The following is a 14,464-nucleotide window of genomic DNA, read 5'->3' as shown; positions in this document are numbered from 1 at the left end:
GCCGGCCCCCACGCGAACGACCGCCGTCCCCCCGGGAGTTGGGGGCGGCGGTCGTTCGCGTTGCCGGTCAGGCCGGGTGTGAGGAGTCCAGGTGCGCGAAGACCACCACGTTGTCCTGGTAGTCCTTCTGGCCCTTGTCGTACGCACCGCCGCAGGTGATCAGCCGCAGCTGGGCGTCGGGCGTCTGGCCGTACACCTTGTCGTCCGGGAAGGCGTTCTTGGGGAAGGCCTCCACCGAGTCCACCGAGAACACCGCGACCGTGCCGTCCGCGCGCTCCACCTCGATCTGCTGGTCCGGTTGCATCTGGCTCAGCATCAGGAACACCGCCGGGCCCGTGGTGGTGTCCACGTGCCCGGCGACCACCGAGCTGCCGGGCTCGCCCGGGGAGACGCCGTCCCGGTACCAACCGACCAGGTTGTCGTCGTCCGGCGGCGGCGCGGTGAGCTGGCCCTCCGGATCGAGCGTCAGCTCGGTGAACGGGGCGTCGACGCCGATCTGCGGGATCCGCAGCCGGGTCGGATTGGCGCGGCCCAGCGCCGGTGTCGCGGGGGCCGGGTCCTCGGCGGCCTCCGCGGGGGCGTCCGTGGGGGCGTCCGCAGGGGTGGTGGCCGGTGCGGACGGGCGGGGGGTGGCCGGCGCGACGATCGCCGGCGGACGGGTCATACGGGACGCCGAGTTGGCTCGCGGCGTGGTGTCGACCGAGTTGTACATCAGCAGCAGACCGACCGCCGCCGCACCGATGCCGGTGCGCAGCAGTCGGGACATTCCAGGGACGGGACCGCCCATCGCTCCTCTTTCTCCATTCCCATGCGCAGCCGGGCCGCTGACGGCCCGAAAAGGTCAGAAAGGTCCAGAAGGTCCAAAACGACCCGCCGCCCCCGTGCGCGCCGCCCTGGTGGGGAGGCGCGTGGGGGCGGCGTCAGATGCCGGACGTCAGATGGTGGCGCCGGTGTTGCGGCGGTTGCGGCGCAGCGCGTACGCGCCGGCCCCGAGGCCGCCGATCAGCAGGACGGCACCGGAGGCGAGGCCGCCACCGGACAGCGTGGTGCCGGTCTCGGCCATGGCCAGGCCGCCACCGCCGGCGTGCACGCCGCCGTGCGGGCCCTTGCGACCGTGCTCGCCACCACGGCCGTGCTCGCCGCCGCGGCCCTCGCCGCCCTTGTCGCCACCGCGGCCCTCGCCGCCCTTGTCGTCGCCGCGGCCTTCGCCGCGACCGTGCTCGCCACCACGGCCGTGCTCGTCGCCGCGGCCCTCGCCACGGCCTTCGCCACGGCCTTCGCCGCGGCCCTCGCCGCGACCGTGCTCGTCGCCGCGGCCTTCGCCACGGCCGTGCTCGTCGCCCCGGTCGTCGCCACGGCCGTGCTCGTCGCCGCGCCCGTGGTCGTCACCCCGGTCGTCGCCGCGACCGTCGCCGCGGTCGGACTGGTCCTGCGAGGTGGAGCTCTTCGCCTGGTCGGCGGAGCCGTCGGCGAAGGCCATGGGGGTGCCGACGGTGAGAACGGCGGCGACAGCCGCCCCGGCGAGCAGAGTGCGTGCAGAACGCATGAGGTTGATCCTTCCGATACACAGGCCCGCGACCGCCGGCACGGCGCCGGACAAGGGAATTCGTGGGAACTGCGTCTGATCCACCGTCAACCACCGCGACGTCCGCCGCCACCGGAGAGTGGCGGCTTGGGTACGGACTGTGCTCGATTCGAGTGGAGTCCCGGCCCGGTTCACCCGGGTGCCCCAGTGGGACGGGTGAAAAGGATTCGCGGCGGTCCGGGCCGATTCGGTCCCGTGCTGACGGCGTGTCGGGCCCGCCTCGAAGGCGCTGACGCCGCGTCGGGCGGGTCCGGACGGTGCTGACGCCGCGTCGGGCCGGCGCGCCTGGCGCTGACGCCGTGTCGGGCCGGCGTGCGGGCGGCGCTGACGCCGCGTCCGATCGGGCCGGACGCGCACGTGGGCCCGCCCCCGGCGGATAGCCGGGGGCGGGCCCAGGACGAGCGGGACGGGTGGGACGGGGTCAGCGGTCCCAGCGGTAGAACTCGTGCGCCATGGCGTCCTTCGGCTCGCGCCAGGTGGCCGGGTCGTAGGCCTGGACGAAGGCGGTCAACCGGTCACTGACGGACCGGAACTCCGGGTGGCCGATGACCTTGGCGACGGCCGGGCCCGGCGGGCGCTCGGCCTCGATGAGGTGCAGGTAGACGTCGCCGAACTGGAACAGGCTGCGGCCGGTGACGCCGATCAGGTGCGGCAGTTCGCCCTGGTCGGACGTGGCGAACACCTCGGCGATGTCCGGTGCCGCCTCGGGCTTCATCCGGGCGACGATCAGGGCGCGGTGCATTCCGGTCACCGCTCCGCCGCCCGCTTCTCGACCTTCTCGCGGATCAGCTCCAGCTGGATCCGGGAGTTGCGGTTGATGTGGTTGACCATGCCGTGGTCGTCGACCGGGGCGGTGGGCTTCATCGCGAAGTCCTGGATCCAGCGCATCCTCGTCCCGGCCGGGACCTCCGCGTACTCCCAGCGGATGTCCATGAACTCGAACGGGCCGGGCTCGACCCGGCGGGCGCGCACCGCGAGCGAGGACTTGTCGGTGGTGCGCTCGGAGACCCAGCTCCACACCTGGCCGTTCTCGTCCGGGTGCATGGTGAGCCGGAAACGGACGCTGTCGCCGTCGCGCTCCAGCACCTCCACCGAGGCGTACTCGCTGAAGAGGTCCGGCCAGTTCTCCAGGTCGTTGGTGATCTCCCAGACCAGGTCGAGGGGCGCGGCGATGACGATCTCGTTGTCGGTGTGTCCGGGCATCTCAGGCACCAGCTTTCGGGGAGAGGAGGGAGGTGTTGACGAGCTGCAGGAACTCGGCCGGGGTCTTGGCGGACTCGGCGCCCGAGGTGACCTTGAGGCCGTGCCGGTTCTCCAGCTCGCCGACGACGCCGAGCAGGCCGAGCGAGTCGACGCCGAACTCGTCGAACTGCGCGCCCGGGCGCTCCAGGTGGAGCGGGTCGACGGTGACGCCGGCCCGGGCCTGGATCAGGGCGGCCAGCTCGTGATAGCTGAGGGTGTTGCTCACGGGGTGTCCCTTCGGTGGAATTGCGGGTGCGGTCTCAGGGCCGGTCTCCGCACCGGAGCACCAGCGCGGAGTTGGAACCCATCAGCCCGCGGCTGAGCACCAGTGCGGTGCGCAGTTCGGCCGGGCGGGCCCGGCCGGTCACCAGGGCGAGGTCGTGGCTGACCTCGGTGACGTTCGGGGTGGGCGGCAGCACGCCGTCCTCCATGGCCAGGACGGCGGCCGCCACGTCCAGCATCGGCGCGCCGCAGTAGGCCCGTCCGGTGCCGGACTTGGGGGCGGTGACCGGGACGCGTTCGGCCGCCGGGCCGAGCGCGTCGGCCAGTGCGAGCGCCTCGGCCCGGTCGGCGGCCGGAACGCCGAGCGCGTCCGCGAAGACCACGTCGATCTCCTCGGGCGCGATCCTGGCCTCGTCCAGGGCGATGCGGATCGCGGCGGCCAGCCCCTCGCGGGACTCCTCCCAGCGGGAGGCCCCGGTGAAGGTGGAGCCGTGTCCGGCCAGGTGGGCCCGGACGGCGGCGCCGCGCCGCCGGGCCGCCTGCTCGTCCTCCAGCAGCAGCATCGCGCCGCCCTCGGCGGGGGCGAAGCCGCAGGCCTGCGCGGTGAACGGCAGATAGGCCCGGTCGGGCTGCCCGGCGAGGCTGACCTCCGGGTAGCCGAGCTGGCAGACCATCGAGTACGGCGCCAGCGGTGCCTCGGCGGCGCCCGCCACCACCGCGTCGGTGCCGCGCTCGATCGTGCGGGCCGCGTGCGCGAGCGCGTCCAGGCCGCCGGCCTCGTCGCTGGCGACCACCCCGCACGGACCCTTGTAGCCGCCGCGGATCGAGATCTGGCCGGTGCTGGCGGCGTAGAACCAGGCGATGGACTGGTACGGACCGACGAACTGCGGCCCCTGGCCCCAGAGCTGCTGGAGCTCGCGCTGGCCGAACTCGCCGCCGCCGGAGCCGGCCGCGGTCACCACCCCGACCGCGAAGGGATGCTCGGGGTCGGGGTGGAATCCGGCGTCCGCCACCGCCAGGTCGGCGGCGGCCATCGCGTAGTGCGTGAACCGGTCGGTCTGCACCAGGTACCGGCTGTCGATCGCGGCCCGCGGGTCGAAGTCCCGCACCTGGCCGGCGACGCGCAGCGGCAGCCCGTCGCAGCCCTCGCGGGTGATCCGGTCGAGGACGCTCACGCCCTGCCTGGTGGCCTTCCAGAAGGCGTCGGCCCCAACGCCGTTCGGCGCCACCACGCCGAGGCCGGTGACCACCGCCCGGCGGCCCTGCTGACGTGACGTCATGACACTCACCCCGTTCTGTTGAGCACGACGGCGGACTGGAATCCGCCGAATCCGCTGCCGACCGAGAGGATGTGGCTCAGCGGCAGCTCGCGCGCGGTGCGCGGCACGTAGTCGAGGTCGCACTCCGGGTCCGGAGTCTCGTAGTTGGCGGTCGGCGGCACCACGCCGTGGGCCAGCGCCAGGGTGCAGGCGACCACCTCGATGGCGCCGATCGCGCCGAGCGAGTGCCCGACCATCGACTTGATGGAGCTCATCGGCGTCCGGTAGGCGTGGGCGCCGAGCGAGCGCTTGACGGCGGCGGTCTCGTGCCGGTCGTTCTGCTTGGTGCCCGAACCGTGCGCGTTGACGTATCCGACGTCGGTGCGGTCCACCCGGGCGTGGGCGAGCGCGTCGTCGATCGCCCGGGACATCTCCACCCCCTCCTGGGTGAGGCCGGTCATGTGGTAGGCGTTGCCGAAGGTGGCGAAGCCGCCGATCTCGCCGTAGATCCGGGCGCCGCGGCGGCGGGCGTGCTCCAGTTCCTCCAGCACCAGGACGGCGCCGCCCTCGCCGAGGACGAAGCCGTCCCGGTGGGCGTCGAAGGGCCGGGACGCGTGCTCCGGGTCGTCGTTGCGCTCGCTGGTGGCCTTGATGGCGTCGAAGCAGGCGACGGTGATCGGCGAGATCGGTGAGTCGGAGGCGCCGGCGATGCAGATGTCGGCGCGCCCCTCCTCGACGGCCTGGAAGCCGTAGCCGATCGCGTCGAGGCCGGAGGTGCAGCCGGTGGAGACGGTCTGCACCGGGCCGTGCGCGCCGGTCCGTTCGGCGACCGTGGAGGCCAGCGTGCTGGGCGCGAAGGCCCGGTGCAGCTGTGGTTCGGCCCGCTGGTGGTCGACGTCCCAGCGGGCGCCGCCGGCGCTGACCAGGGCGTAGTCGTGCTCCAGTCGGGTGGTGCCGCCGACGGCGGTGCCGAGCGAGACGGCGATCCGCCACGGGTCCTCGGCGGCCAGGTCCAGGCCCGCGTCGGCGATCGCCTCGTCCGCCGCGACCATCGCGAACTGCACGTACCGGTCGGCCCGCTGGACGTCCGCCGGGCCCAGCCCGTGGGCCGCCGGGTCGAAGTCGACCTCGGCGGCGATCCGGGAACGGAACCCGGTGGGGTCGAAGAGCGTGATGCCCCGGGTGGCGGTGCGGCCGGCGGTGAGGAGCTCCCAGAACGCCGGGACCCCGACCCCGCCGGGCGCGACGACGCCGATCCCGGTGACGGCGACGCGCCGGGTCACGAGGCCACCTTGGCGTGTTCCGGCGGCCCGGCGGCGCCGGTCTCCTCGGTGTCCACGTGGCCGAGTTCGGGGCGGGGGGCGAGCGGGCCGAGGTGGAACACCATCCGGGCCTCGGTGTCGCCGACGTTGCGGAAGCGGTGGCGCATGTTGATCGGGATCATCAGGCCCTGGTTGGGCCTGATCGGACGGCTCTCGCCGTCCAGGTCCACCTCCAGGTCGCCGCTGACCACGAACACGAACTCCTCGGAGTACGGGTGGTAGTGCTCGCCGATCCGCTCGCCGGGCTGGACGATCGCCAGCCCCATGAACCCGCTGGTCGCCCCGCAGGTGGTCGGGGTGAGCATGGCGCGCAGGTCGCCGCCGCGCCGACGGTTCTCCGGTGCCTCGTCGACGTGCACGATCCGTGGGTACTGCGTGGTCATGGTGTTTTCCTCCGAGAGATGCGGCTGGTTCTTCAGTTGTCCTGCGAGCTGCGGTCGGTGACCGGGTTCATGGCGCGGGCGGCGAGGGCGGCGGCGAGCCCGGTGGAGGTGCGCAGGTCGCCCTGCGGGCCGAGGTCGAGCAGTCGGCCGAGCGCCGCGGCCTCCTGGTCGCCCGCCACACCGAGGGCGGCGGCCGGGTCGGCCTCGGCCGGCACCCGCAGGTCGACCAGGCGCACCACCACGTCCGCCCGGTGGAACACGGTGCCGGCCGCGACCGGGCCGGTCGGGTCGGCGGTGGCGAGGTTGTCGTAGTCGGCGAGCAGCTCGGCGACGGCCTGCCCCTCGCCCGGGCGGACGGGGTACAGCACGGCGTGCCGGTGCAGCCGGGCGGAGGTCGGGGAGCTGGCGATCGCCTGGTGCTTCGCCGGCAGCGCGGCCCGGGCGAAGAAGGCGCGCGCGGCCTGCGGGTCGCCCAGCTGGCGGGCCTCCTCCAGGTACGGGTTGATCGCCTCCTCGACGGCCCGCACCTCCGGCTGCATCGCCACGTGGCGCAGCGCGTCGCCGAGGTTGCCGACCACCTCGACGGCCCGGACCACCCGGTTGCCGTGCATGAACAGCGAGGTGCGGTGCAGCCGGGTGTGCTCGTCCACCTCGGCCCGGGGCGAGGCGTAGCCGGACAGGATCCGGGCCACCTCGTGCTCGCTGCCGGGCTTGACCGTGAAGGTGAGCGCGTGCCGGACCACGCCGTCCGGGCCGGGCTCGGCCTTCGGCGGGCCGACGTGCCCGGCGGGCTCGGTGCGCGGCAGGCCGGGCGGGACCTCCAGCGGGGCCCGGGTGCCGGTGGAGCCGGCCGCGGAGGTCTCGCGCAGGATGCCGTAGCGCAGCGAGCGGAAGTTGTCGCTGACGCAGCCGTGCATCGGCTTGACCATCTCGCGGTGGGCGGGGCTGTCCACCCACTCCAGGAAGGTGTCCTGGTCCTCCCACTCGCTGGTGATCAGCCACTGGCGGGGGTCGTTGATCGACTGGCACAGCTGGTCGCTGACATGGCCGGGCACCGAGGCCACCTGGTGGCGCAGCTGCTCGTAGACGTCGAGGAAGCGCTGCTGGGCGCCGTCCTGGATCTCCAGCATCAGTACCACCCGGAGCCGGGTGTCGGAGTCGGCCTGCTGCTTCCGCTGCGGTTCGGACAGAGTTGTCATGATCCACTTTCTGCTCTGGGCCGCACGTTGCGGGCCGCGGTGGGCCGCGTCCGGGGGGTGCTCCCGGCTTGGGAGGGCGGTGCGACGGCGATCGGCCCGGTCGGTCGGCGCCAGGCCTGAAGTCGATCGTGAGCGGCGTACCGGGGTGCCGCGATATTTGCGGGCCATCCGGGCGAAGAGGCGGCACAAGCACCCTCGGGCGGGGGATGGAAGAGCGGGGCCCCCGGCCGTGCGGCCCCCTCGGCGGCGGCCCCGATTCCGGCTGCCGATCCGCTGAATCCCCTGACAGGGTGGAGCAATTGATGAATCCGAAGGTTGACGACCGGGTGCCGGTCCTGATCGTGGGAGGGTCGCTGGTCGGGCTGTCGGCCTCGCTCTTCCTCGGCCGACTGGGTGTCAGGCACCTGCTGGTCGAGAAGCACGCCGACACCTCGCATCACCCGCGTGGCCGAGGCAACAACGTCCGCACGATGGAGCTGTACCGGGTGGCCGGGATCGAGCCGGCGATCCGCGAGGCGGCGTCGGTCCTCGCCCCGAACCACGGCATCCTCCAGGCGCCCTCGCTGACCGGTACCGAGCAGGAGTGGCTGTTCCGGGAGATCGACCCCGGCGGGCGGCTCGCCCGGTTCAGCCCCAGCTCGTGGTGCCTGTGCAGCCAGAACGACCTGGAGCCGGTGCTGCTGCGCGCCACCCGTGACCTCGGCGGCGACGTCCGCTTCAACACCGAGCTGGTCTCCTTCGAGCAGGACGCCGAGGGCGTCACCTCGGTGCTGCGCAGCCGGGAGACCGGCGAGGAGCGCCGGGTGCGCTCGGACTACCTGATCGCCGCGGACGGCCCGCGCAGCCCGGCCCGCGAGCGCCTGGGCATCGGCCAGAGCGGCCAGGGCGAGCTGTTCCACAACGTCAGCATCACCTTCCGCGCCAAGCGGCTGGCCGACGTGGTCGGGGACCGGCACTTCATCGCCTGCTACCTGACCAACCCGGAGGCGGACGGCGCGCTGCTGCCGGTGGACAACCAGGAGGAGTGGGTCTTCCACGCGCCCTGGCACCCGGAGCACGGTGAGCCGCTGGAGGCGTTCACCGACGAGCGCTGCGAGCGGCACATCCGCACCGCCGTCGGCCTGCCGGAGCTCGACGTCGAGGTGACCGGCCGGGCGCCCTGGCACGCCGCGGAGCGGGTGGCCGAACGGTACGGCGCCGGGCGGGTCTTCCTCGCCGGGGACTCCGCGCACGAGATGTCTCCGACCGGCGCGTTCGGCTCCAACACCGGCATCCAGGACGCGCACAACCTGGCCTGGAAGCTCGCCGCGGTGCTCTGCGGGTGGGCCGGGCCGGAGCTGTTGGAGACGTACGGGCAGGAGCGCCGCCCGGTCGCGCAGGTGACCGGTGAGCGCGCCTCGGCCCGCTCGGCCGAGCACAGCCACCCCGGGTACGCGGTGGTGCCGGGTGCCGGGCGGCAGACCGGGGTGCTCGGGGTGGCGCTCGGCTACCGCTACCCGGTGGGCGCGGTGGTCGGGACGGACCCGGCGGGCGCGGTCGTCCCCGAGAAGTTCGAGTCGGCCGGGGAGCCGGGCAGCCGGGCCCCGCACCAGTGGCTGCTGCGGGCGGGCGTGCGGCTGTCCACGCTGGACCTGTACGAGCAGGCGATGGTGCTGCTCACCGGCCCCGAGGGCGCGGCCTGGCAGGCCGGGGCGCGGCGGGCGGCCGACCGGCTGGCCGTCCCGCTGGACGCCTACCGGATCGGCGGCGGCGCCGAGGACGACCTGGCGCCGGAGCCGGGCGCGGACTTCGCGGAGCTGCACGGGATCGGCCCGGCCGGCGCCGTGCTGGTCCGGCCGGACGGCTTCGTCGCCTGGCGCTCGACGGGCGCGGCGGACGACCCGGAGGCGGAGGTCGCCGGGGCCCTGCGGGCGGTGCTGAGCCTGTAGCCCTCGGCCGACAACGGGACCTGCCCGCCGGTTGACCAACCGGCGGGCAGGTTTCGTGCTTGACGACCGATCCGGCCGGGGCCGCCGTCCGGGCGGCCGTCGGTCAGGGGGTGGCGAGGTCGGACGGGTCGGTGTTGGCGCCGCACAGGAGGACGGCGATCCGCTCGCCCTCCGCGTGGTCGAGGGCCGCCAGGGCGGTGGAGGCCGCGTACTCGACGGCGATGCGGCGGTCCTCCCAGAGCCGGCGGCGGGCGCGCACGATGGCCTCGTCGTCGACCAGGACGGACCGGACGCCCTCGTGGCGGGCGGCGTGGACGGCGAGGGCGGTGGCGCGGCGGGCGCCGAGGGCGTCCTGGGCCACGGAGGACACCGGGACGTCGACGGGGTGGCCGGCGGCGAGGGCGGCGTGTAGGGCCCGGCTGCCCTCCGGCTCCACCGCGACCACCCGGACGCCGTGCTCGCGGGCCGCGACGGCCACCCCGGCGAACAGCCCGCCGCCGCCGACCGACACCACCACCGTGTCCAGCCCGGGGACCCGGGCGCGGATCTCCTCCAGCACGGTGCCGGCGCCGGCGGCGATCAGCGGGTGGTCGTAGGCGTGCGAGGCCAGCGCCCCGCTGCCCGCCGCGAACTCCTCGCAGGCCGCCAGCGCCTCCGCGTACTCCCGGCCGACCAGCCGCACGTCGGCGCCGTACGAGCGCAGCCGCGCCAGCTTCACCGGGGAGGCCGTCTCGGGCAGGAACACCGTGGCGCGCACGCCGAGCTCGCGCGCCGCCCAGGCGCAGGCCAGCCCCGCGTTGCCGCCCGAGGCGATGGTGACCCCGGCCTCCGGCAGCGTGCCCGCCTCGGCGTGCGCGAGCAGGAAGTTCTGCGCGCCGCGCGCCTTGAAGCTGCCGGTGTGCTGAAGGAACTCCAGCGCCAGCCAGGTCCGCCCGCGGTCGTCCCCGGGGGCGACCGCGACCGGCCGCACCCTCCCGGCGATCCGCTCGCCGGCGGCCTTGACCTCGTCGTACGTCAATCGGTCCATCGTGCCTGCTCCTCAAGCCGGGTGCGTCGCCTCTGGGCTCGACGGTACGTCGCGGGCGCGGGACGAGGAAAGGATCACGGTCGGACGGTACCGGGGCGGGGCCCGGTACCGCCCGACGGTGGTCCTACGGCACCGGGCGGAGGGTGACCGGTCTGGGGGTGAGGGCGCGCAGCACGAGATCGATCCGGATCCTGGCGGCCCCGGCGCGCTGGAGGGCGGCGGCGACCGCCCGAAGTTCCTCGGGGCCGGTGCAGGCCAGGCGGAGCTCCAGGTCGGCGTCGCCGGCGAGGGAGAGTCCGCCCTGGACGGCCGGGTGCTCGGCCGCCAGCCGGTCGAAGTCGAGCGGGACCGGCCCGTAGCTGACCCGGGCGAGCGCGTGCAGCGCCCGGGCCGGCTCGGGTGGTTCCGGTTCGGGGTCCGGGTCCTCGGGGACCAGCTGGAGGGCGGTCACCGGTGCTGGAGCTGTGCGGTCGGGGCGGGGGTGAGCGGGGCGGCGGGTGCGGTGACGGGCGGGGCGACCAGGCGCGGGTCGAGGACGAGGGTGTCGACGCCGAGCGGGGCGGTGAGCGCGCGCAGGGCGGGTTCACCGAGTTCGGTGAAGGCCTGGTCCGGCCCGAAGAGGGCGGCGAGCGACTCGGGGCTGGAGAAGCCGACGGCGCAGCGGCGGCCGTCGCGCAGGCGGAAGAGGCGGAGGGCGGTGGTGGGGCCGGTACCGGAGACGGTGACCGGAACGTGCCAGACGAGGCGGGCCATGCGAGTGCTCCCGGGTGGGGTGGTGGTGCCTGCCGGAACTGCTGCTTCGACGCTAGGCCGGGTTCCGGCGGGCGTCGCCGGTCCTGACGCGGCGTTGACCGAATGGGGGTGTGCGTTGACGCACCCCTGACGTTCGGTTCACCCGAGTGGACTAAACCACTCCCTATCATTACGTAAACATCCCTATCGGATGGTATGTTTCCTGCGGATGGGGGCGTTCGAGAGGATGGTCGCAGGTGGCGCAGTACTACTCGGTGGAACAGGTGGCCGAACTGCTCGGCCTGCACGTGCGCACCGTCCGCGGGTACATCCGCGACGGCCGGCTCGCCGCGGCCAGGATCGGCAAGCAGTACCGGATCGCCCGTGCGGACCTGGAGGCCTTCACCGGCGCCCCGGCCGCCCCGCCCGTGCCCGCGTCCGGCGCCGGCTCGCGGCGGGCCGAGGTGTCCGCCGTCGTCCGGATCGAGAACGTCGACCGGGCCGCCGCCGACCGGCTCTCCAACGCCGTGCTGGCCGCGATCGCCGGCCCGCGCGAGGGCGGCCGGCCGCTGCACGTCGAGGCCGTCCACGACGAGGAGCGGGAGACCCTGCGGCTCGTCGTCCTCGGCGATCCGGCCGACACCGCCGCGCTGCTCGGCATCGTCCACACGATGACCTCGTCCATGCACTGACGCCGGCCGCGTCGGATGGCGTCGGTCACACCGAATCCGCATCGAGATCGGCCTCGGATCCAGATCGGATCCACATCGACCAGGGAGAACGGCAATGTCCGAGCAGTACGGCACGACGGTCCTGCGGCTGCCCGCCGAGGGCGCGCCGATCCGCGAGGAGCAGGACGCCATGGACGTGATCGGCGACGCGTTCGGCCGCGGCGCCTCCTGGGTGGTCGTCCCCGTCGCCCGGCTGCACCCGGACTTCTTCACGCTGCGCACCCGGGTCGCCGGCGGCATCGTGCAGAAATTCGTCAACTACCGCGTCGGCCTCGTGGTCCTCGGCGACATCGCCGACCACGTCGCGGCGAGCGACCCGCTGCGCGACTTCGTCCGGGAGAGCAACCGCGGCCGGCAGCTCTGGTTCCTCGCCGACGAGACGGAGCTGGCGGCCCGGTTCACCGAGGTCTGAGCGTTCTCCGCTTGCCCCGCACCCGCCCCGGGACCACGGTGGAGCTGACCGTCGGCGCGCCCCCGGGGCGCCCGGCGCGCGCTCCGGGGCGGGGGCGAGGTGGAGCTAGGGGGCCGCGACGAGATATCTTGACGTCAAGACGTTGGAGACGTGAAGCGGAGTACCGATGACTGACTCGACCATCATCTATACGCACACCGACGAGGCTCCGGCCCTGGCGACCTACTCGTTCCTGCCGGTTGTCCAGGCATACGCCTCGACGGCGGGTGTGCGCGTGGAGACCCGCGACATCTCCCTGGCCGGGCGGATCATCGCGAGCTTCCCGGAGCGTCTCGCCGAGGGCCAGCGGATCGAGGACGCCCTCGCCGAGCTGGGCGACCTCGCCAAGACCCCGGGCGCCAACATCATCAAGCTGCCGAACATCTCGGCGTCCATCCCGCAGCTGAAGGCCGCCGTGGCCGAGCTGCAGGCGCAGGGCTACGCGCTCCCGGACTACCCGGACGACCCGCAGACCGACGAGGACAAGGACGTCCGCGCCCGTTACGACAAGGTCAAGGGCAGCGCCGTCAACCCCGTCCTGCGCGAGGGCAACTCGGACCGCCGTGCCCCGGGCTCGGTGAAGAACTACGCCAAGACCCACCCGCACCGCATGGGCGCCTGGTCGGCCGACTCCGAGACCAACGTCGCCACCATGGGCCAGAACGACTTCCGCTCCACCGAGAAGTCCGCCGTGATCGCCGCCGACGGGGCGCTGCGCATCGAGCTGGTCGCCGAGGACGGCAACGCCACCGTGCTGCGCGAGCGCGTCCCGGTGCTGGCCGGCGAGGTCGTCGACGCCTCGGTGATGCGCGTCGCCGCCCTGCGTGAGTTCCTGACCGCCCAGGTCGAGCGCGCCAAGGCCGAGGGCGTGCTGTTCTCGGTCCACCTCAAGGCCACCATGATGAAGGTCTCCGACCCGATCATCTTCGGCCACGTGGTCCGCGCCTTCTTCCCGAAGACCTTCGCCAAGTACGGCGAGGTGCTGGTCGCCGCCGGTCTGGACCCGAACAACGGCCTCGGCGGCATCCTCAACGGCCTGGACGGCGTGCCGCACCTGGGCGCGGAGATCAAGGCCTCGTTCGAGGCCGAGCTCGCCGAGGGCCCGGCCCTGGCGATGGTCGACTCGGACAAGGGCATCACCAACCTGCACGTCCCGAGCGACGTCATCGTCGACGCCTCGATGCCGGCCATGATCCGCACCTCCGGCCACATGTGGGGCCCGGACGGCCAGGAGGCCGACACCCTCGCGGTGCTGCCCGACAGCAGCTACTCCGGCGTGTACCAGGCCGTCATCGACGACTGCCGCGCCCACGGCGCCCTGGACCCGGCCACCATCGGCTCCGTGCCGAACGTCGGCCTGATGGCCCAGAAGGCCGAGGAGTACGGCAGCCACGACAAGACCTTCGAGATCGCCGCGGCCGGCACCGTCCGCCTCGTCGACGCCGAGGGCAACGTGGTGCTGGAGCAGGCCGTCCAGCCGGGCGACATCTTCCGCGCCTGCCAGACCAAGGACCTGCCGATCCAGGACTGGGTCAAGCTGGCCGTCACCCGCGCCCGCGCCACCGGCGACCCGGCGGTGTTCTGGCTGGACGAGAACCGCGCCCACGACGCCGTCCTGATCGAGAAGGTCAAGAAGTACCTGCCGGAGCACGACACCACCGGCCTGCAGATCGAGATCAAGTCCCCGGTCGAGGCCACCGCGTTCTCGCTGGAGCGCATCCGCCGCGGCGAGAACACCATCTCGGTGACCGGCAACGTGCTGCGCGACTACCTGACCGACCTGTTCCCGATCCTGGAGCTGGGCACCAGCGCCAAGATGCTGTCGGTCGTCCCGCTGATGGCGGGCGGCGGCCTGTTCGAGACCGGCGCCGGCGGCTCCGCCCCGAAGCACGTCCAGCAGCTGGTCAAGGAGAACTACCTGCGCTGGGACAGCCTCGGCGAGTTCTTCGCCCTGGCCGCCAGCTTCGAGCACCTGGCCACCAGCACCGACAACGCCCGCGCCCAGGTGCTGGCCGACACCCTGGACCGCGCCACCGGCACCTTCCTCAACGAGGACAAGTCGCCGAGCCGCCGCCTCGGCGGCATCGACAACCGCGGCAGCCACTTCTACCTGGCCCTGTACTGGGCCCAGGAGCTGGCCCAGCAGACCGCCGACGCCGAGCTGGCCCAGGCGTTCGAGGGCCTGGCCAAGGCGCTCGGCGAGCAGGAGACGACCATCGTCGACGAGCTGAACGCCGTGCAGGGCTCGCCGGTCGACCTCGGCGGCTACTACCAGCCGGACCCGGCCAAGGCCGCGGCGGTGATGCGCCCGTCCAAGACCTTCAACGAGGCGCTCGCCAACCTCGCCTGATCCCAGGAGAGTCGAAGCACCGGGAGGCTCCCG

At 73.7% G+C, this 14,464-nt stretch carries 16 protein-coding genes; 4 read left to right on the top strand and 12 right to left on the bottom strand.

The window, feature by feature from the left end:
* Positions 1-67: 67 nt before the first annotated feature.
* The 9 genes from ACIQVZ_RS12005 to ACIQVZ_RS11965 form a co-directional block, all read right to left on the bottom strand.
* The gene (locus ACIQVZ_RS12005; RefSeq protein ID WP_350879135.1) at positions 68-766 is read right to left on the bottom strand and encodes a class F sortase; all 699 of its coding nucleotides are present in this window, start codon (positions 764-766) and stop codon (positions 68-70) included.
* A 168-nt stretch (positions 767-934) separates the two neighbouring features.
* Positions 935-1,546, bottom strand: a complete 612-nt coding sequence (locus ACIQVZ_RS12000; protein ID WP_402449132.1) for a hypothetical protein — start codon at positions 1,544-1,546, stop codon at positions 935-937.
* A 460-nt stretch (positions 1,547-2,006) separates the two neighbouring features.
* The gene (locus ACIQVZ_RS11995; protein WP_350879205.1) at positions 2,007-2,327 is read right to left on the bottom strand and encodes a TcmI family type II polyketide cyclase; all 321 of its coding nucleotides are present in this window, start codon (positions 2,325-2,327) and stop codon (positions 2,007-2,009) included.
* Positions 2,328-2,332: 5 nt separating this feature from the next.
* Entirely contained in the window at positions 2,333-2,788 is a 456-nt protein-coding gene (locus ACIQVZ_RS11990) for an SRPBCC family protein (RefSeq protein WP_063350292.1), read from the bottom strand.
* Position 2,789: 1 nt separating this feature from the next.
* The gene (locus ACIQVZ_RS11985) at positions 2,790-3,053 is read right to left on the bottom strand and encodes an acyl carrier protein (protein ID WP_350879137.1); all 264 of its coding nucleotides are present in this window, start codon (positions 3,051-3,053) and stop codon (positions 2,790-2,792) included.
* A 34-nt stretch (positions 3,054-3,087) separates the two neighbouring features.
* On the bottom strand, positions 3,088-4,329 hold the full coding sequence (locus ACIQVZ_RS11980; RefSeq protein ID WP_350879138.1) for a beta-ketoacyl synthase N-terminal-like domain-containing protein: 1,242 nt from the start codon (positions 4,327-4,329) through the stop codon (positions 3,088-3,090).
* A 5-nt stretch (positions 4,330-4,334) separates the two neighbouring features.
* Positions 4,335-5,591, bottom strand: coding sequence for a beta-ketoacyl-[acyl-carrier-protein] synthase family protein (locus ACIQVZ_RS11975; RefSeq protein ID WP_350879139.1), 1,257 nt, complete (start codon positions 5,589-5,591; stop codon positions 4,335-4,337).
* The gene (locus tag ACIQVZ_RS11970) at positions 5,588-6,013 is read right to left on the bottom strand and encodes a cupin domain-containing protein (protein ID WP_350879141.1); all 426 of its coding nucleotides are present in this window, start codon (positions 6,011-6,013) and stop codon (positions 5,588-5,590) included. The genes ACIQVZ_RS11975 and ACIQVZ_RS11970 overlap by 4 nt, the downstream gene beginning before the upstream one ends.
* A 32-nt stretch (positions 6,014-6,045) precedes the next feature.
* The gene (locus tag ACIQVZ_RS11965) at positions 6,046-7,212 is read right to left on the bottom strand and encodes a SchA/CurD-like domain-containing protein (RefSeq protein ID WP_402449128.1); all 1,167 of its coding nucleotides are present in this window, start codon (positions 7,210-7,212) and stop codon (positions 6,046-6,048) included.
* Positions 7,213-7,514: 302 nt separating this feature from the next.
* Between ACIQVZ_RS11965 and ACIQVZ_RS11960 the strand changes: the two genes are divergently transcribed.
* On the top strand, positions 7,515-9,140 hold the full coding sequence (locus tag ACIQVZ_RS11960; protein WP_402449126.1) for an FAD-dependent oxidoreductase: 1,626 nt from the start codon (positions 7,515-7,517) through the stop codon (positions 9,138-9,140).
* A gap of 103 nt (positions 9,141-9,243) precedes the next feature.
* Here ACIQVZ_RS11960 and ACIQVZ_RS11955 read toward each other — a convergent pair whose 3' ends face one another.
* From ACIQVZ_RS11955 to ACIQVZ_RS11945, 3 genes are all read right to left on the bottom strand, one after another.
* Positions 9,244-10,167 (bottom strand): serine/threonine dehydratase, encoded by a 924-nt coding sequence (locus tag ACIQVZ_RS11955; protein ID WP_350879145.1) that lies wholly within the window; start codon positions 10,165-10,167, stop codon positions 9,244-9,246.
* A gap of 124 nt (positions 10,168-10,291) precedes the next feature.
* Complete coding sequence (locus ACIQVZ_RS11950) at positions 10,292-10,618, bottom strand: hypothetical protein (RefSeq protein WP_063350300.1); 327 nt, start codon at positions 10,616-10,618, stop codon at positions 10,292-10,294.
* On the bottom strand, positions 10,615-10,920 hold the full coding sequence (locus tag ACIQVZ_RS11945; RefSeq protein WP_402449123.1) for an SAV_915 family protein: 306 nt from the start codon (positions 10,918-10,920) through the stop codon (positions 10,615-10,617). The genes ACIQVZ_RS11950 and ACIQVZ_RS11945 overlap by 4 nt, the downstream gene beginning before the upstream one ends.
* Before the next feature lie 236 nt (positions 10,921-11,156).
* On the opposite strand from ACIQVZ_RS11945, the gene ACIQVZ_RS11940 reads away from it, so the two are divergent.
* The 3 genes from ACIQVZ_RS11940 (at position 11,157) to ACIQVZ_RS11930 (ending at position 14,431) form a co-directional block, all read left to right on the top strand.
* Positions 11,157-11,591 (top strand): helix-turn-helix domain-containing protein, encoded by a 435-nt coding sequence (locus ACIQVZ_RS11940; RefSeq protein WP_350879147.1) that lies wholly within the window; start codon positions 11,157-11,159, stop codon positions 11,589-11,591.
* A gap of 94 nt (positions 11,592-11,685) precedes the next feature.
* Complete coding sequence (locus ACIQVZ_RS11935; protein ID WP_363586000.1) at positions 11,686-12,042, top strand: DUF4180 domain-containing protein; 357 nt, start codon at positions 11,686-11,688, stop codon at positions 12,040-12,042.
* A gap of 166 nt (positions 12,043-12,208) precedes the next feature.
* Positions 12,209-14,431: an NADP-dependent isocitrate dehydrogenase gene (locus tag ACIQVZ_RS11930; protein WP_402449120.1), complete on the top strand. Its 2,223-nt coding sequence runs from the start codon at positions 12,209-12,211 to the stop codon at positions 14,429-14,431.
* Positions 14,432-14,464: the final 33 nt, after the last annotated feature.

Source organism: Kitasatospora sp. NPDC098663 (assembly GCF_044760075.1).
GTDB lineage: Bacteria > Actinomycetota > Actinomycetes > Streptomycetales > Streptomycetaceae > Kitasatospora.
This window is presented reverse-complemented; position numbering and strand designations above follow the sequence as displayed.

Coding starts and splice junctions, on each gene's coding strand:
- ACIQVZ_RS12005 (WP_350879135.1), bottom strand. CDS start 766: ATGTCCCGACTGCTGCGCACCGGCATCGGTGCGGCGGCGGTCGGTCTG.
- ACIQVZ_RS12000 (WP_402449132.1), bottom strand. CDS start 1,546: ATGCGTTCTGCACGCACTCTGCTCGCCGGGGCGGCTGTCGCCGCCGTT.
- ACIQVZ_RS11995 (WP_350879205.1), bottom strand. CDS start 2,327: ATGCACCGCGCCCTGATCGTCGCCCGGATGAAGCCCGAGGCGGCACCG.
- ACIQVZ_RS11990 (WP_063350292.1), bottom strand. CDS start 2,788: ATGCCCGGACACACCGACAACGAGATCGTCATCGCCGCGCCCCTCGAC.
- ACIQVZ_RS11980 (WP_350879138.1), bottom strand. CDS start 4,329: ATGACGTCACGTCAGCAGGGCCGCCGGGCGGTGGTCACCGGCCTCGGC.
- ACIQVZ_RS11970 (WP_350879141.1), bottom strand. CDS start 6,013: ATGACCACGCAGTACCCACGGATCGTGCACGTCGACGAGGCACCGGAG.
- ACIQVZ_RS11965 (WP_402449128.1), bottom strand. CDS start 7,212: ATGACAACTCTGTCCGAACCGCAGCGGAAGCAGCAGGCCGACTCCGAC.
- ACIQVZ_RS11960 (WP_402449126.1), top strand. CDS start 7,515: ATGAATCCGAAGGTTGACGACCGGGTGCCGGTCCTGATCGTGGGAGGG.
- ACIQVZ_RS11955 (WP_350879145.1), bottom strand. CDS start 10,167: ATGGACCGATTGACGTACGACGAGGTCAAGGCCGCCGGCGAGCGGATC.
- ACIQVZ_RS11945 (WP_402449123.1), bottom strand. CDS start 10,920: ATGGCCCGCCTCGTCTGGCACGTTCCGGTCACCGTCTCCGGTACCGGC.
- ACIQVZ_RS11935 (WP_363586000.1), top strand. CDS start 11,686: ATGTCCGAGCAGTACGGCACGACGGTCCTGCGGCTGCCCGCCGAGGGC.
- ACIQVZ_RS11930 (WP_402449120.1), top strand. CDS start 12,209: ATGACTGACTCGACCATCATCTATACGCACACCGACGAGGCTCCGGCC.